Origin of the sequence: Amnimonas aquatica, assembly GCF_002943415.1 — a bacterium.
Taxonomy (GTDB): domain Bacteria; phylum Pseudomonadota; class Gammaproteobacteria; order Pseudomonadales; family Moraxellaceae; genus Perlucidibaca; species Perlucidibaca aquatica_A.
The window spans coordinates 1-1,793 of sequence record NZ_PTQZ01000280.1; the positions used below are offsets into that span (position 1 = coordinate 1).

The window sequence follows — 1,793 nt, forward strand, 5'->3', positions numbered from 1 at the left end:
AGCTGCGCCAGGCCGCAGGCCCTGACACGACCGTCACCGCAACACCGCCGCGCCTGAGCCTCAGCCAGCCCCGCTCGCACTGCCCGCACTGCCGGACACCGCTGCGGCTGATCGATCTGGTTCCCGTGCTGAGCTGGCTGGCCCTGCGCGGTCGCTGTCACCACTGCCAGGCCGGCATCAGTTCGCGCTATCCGCTGGTGGAGCTGGCAAGCGCCGGCCTCGCGGTGCTTTCCGTCTGGCAGCTGGGCCCCGGCGCCGAAGCACTGGCCTGCTACGGTCTGCTGGTCACCCTGCTGACCGCCGCGCTGGTCGACCAGGCCAGCCAGTGGCTGCCCGACCGCATCACCCTGCCCCTGCTCTGGACCGGCCTGCTGGTCACCAGCCTGGGCCTGAACCCAGCCGGCACCGACCTGGGCGATGCCGTCTGGGGCGCAGCCGCCGGCTATCTGTCGCTGTGGCTGGTCGCCGGCGGCTTCAGGCTGGTCACCGGCCGCGACGGANCGACCCTTCCTTACTGAGAAACACGCATGTCCCGATGGATACTTGGCGTCACCGGCGGCATCGGCTCCGGCAAGACCGCCGTCACCGACCACTTCCAGCGCCTCGGCATCGTCGTCGTGGATGCCGACCTGGCCGCACGCAAGGTCGTCGAGCCCGGGCAGCCGGCCCTGGCCGCCATCGCCGCGCATTTCGGCGACCGGGTGCTGGATGCCGACGGCCGTCTGCTGCGCCCCGTGCTGCGCGAAATCGTGTTCAGCGACCCGGCCCAGCGCAAAGCGCTGGAGGCCATTACGCACCCGGCCATACGCGAGACCCTGGAGCGGGAGCTGACGGCGGCGGATTCACCCTACGCCATCCTCGCCTCGCCGCTGCTCTGGGAGAGCGGCCAGTCCGCGCTGGTGCGACGCACGCTGCTGGTCGATGCCCCCGAGCACCTGCAGATAGCGCGCGCTTCGGCACGCGACGGCGTCAGCCCGGGACAGATCGAAGCCATCCTGAAGGCCCAGTGGAGCCGCGAGCAGCGCCTGGCCCGGGCCGATGACGTGCTGCTGAACGACGGCACGCTGGCCGCGCTGCAGGCGGGCGTGGAACGTCTGCACGCCGGCTATCTGCAGGAAGCCTCGACATGAGTCGCGCCAGCGGAAACACGGGAACCGCAGGTGTGCCCAGGATTCACTGCCCGTCATGCCGCAAACCGGGCGACTGGAGTGCCGAATCGCCGTTCAGGCCGTTCTGCAGCGAACGCTGCCGGCTGATCGACCTCGGGGCCTGGGCCTCGGAGCGCTACGCGATTCCGGTGGAAACACCGCCCGACCAGGACGAATTCTGAGCCCGCAGACAGCGTTCAGAAACCGCTGATGCCCGCTACGCCACGACCGCCCGCCGCGCGCACCGTGTCCAGATCGGCCGGATGCATGCCGCCGAGCGCATAGACGGGCAGCGGAGCATCCGCCACCAGCCGGCGCCAGCGCGACCAGCCCAGCGCCTCCGCCCCCGGATGTGACGCTGTCGGCTTCAGCGGCGAAAGCAGCGCACAATCCGCCTGCAGAGCCATGGCCAGCGACAGTTCATGCGCGTCATGGGCGGCCACCGACAGCAGCTGCCCCGGCCGCAGCCCGGCCGGACGCCCGGACGTGGCGGCCAGCAGCCGACTGGCCGCCGCCGGCAGATGCACACCGGCGGCGCCGGGCACCCGGGCCAGCAGCGCCGGATCGCCATGCAGCAGCAGCGGCGGGCCGTCCGGGCCTGCCAACGCGAGCAGCCGGCACGCCCCGTCGATCAACTGCGCGGAT

Annotated in this window: 4 protein-coding genes; 3 read left to right on the forward strand and 1 reads right to left on the reverse strand. The window is 71.5% G+C overall.

What is annotated here, in order from left to right:
• The first annotated feature begins 107 nt into the window (after window positions 1-107).
• Genes C5O18_RS09065 through C5O18_RS09075 form a run of 3 tightly spaced genes read left to right on the forward strand, consistent with a single transcriptional unit; the run spans window position 108 to window position 1,330 of the window.
• A complete protein-coding gene (locus C5O18_RS09065) occupies window positions 108-518 on the forward strand; it encodes a prepilin peptidase (protein ID WP_478209692.1) in 411 nt (136 codons plus the stop codon).
• A 9-nt stretch (window positions 519-527) separates the two neighbouring features.
• The gene (gene coaE, locus C5O18_RS09070) at window positions 528-1,130 is read left to right on the forward strand and encodes a dephospho-CoA kinase (protein ID WP_105193286.1); all 603 of its coding nucleotides are present in this window, start codon (window positions 528-530) and stop codon (window positions 1,128-1,130) included.
• The gene (locus C5O18_RS09075; protein WP_105193288.1) at window positions 1,127-1,330 is read left to right on the forward strand and encodes a DNA gyrase inhibitor YacG; all 204 of its coding nucleotides are present in this window, start codon (window positions 1,127-1,129) and stop codon (window positions 1,328-1,330) included. The genes coaE and C5O18_RS09075 overlap by 4 nt, the downstream gene beginning before the upstream one ends.
• Before the next feature lie 15 nt (window positions 1,331-1,345).
• Here C5O18_RS09075 and C5O18_RS09080 read toward each other — a convergent pair.
• Window positions 1,346-1,793, reverse strand: a 448-nt coding sequence (locus C5O18_RS09080; RefSeq protein ID WP_206389831.1) for a thiamine phosphate synthase, incomplete at its 5' end; no start/stop codon positions are given.

Bases quoted from the DNA above. Each gene is read 5' to 3' on its own strand.
- C5O18_RS09075 (WP_105193288.1), top strand. From the start codon at position 1,127: ATGAGTCGCGCCAGCGGAAACACGGGAACCGCAGGTGTGCCCAGGATT.
- coaE (WP_105193286.1), top strand. From the start codon at position 528: ATGTCCCGATGGATACTTGGCGTCACCGGCGGCATCGGCTCCGGCAAG.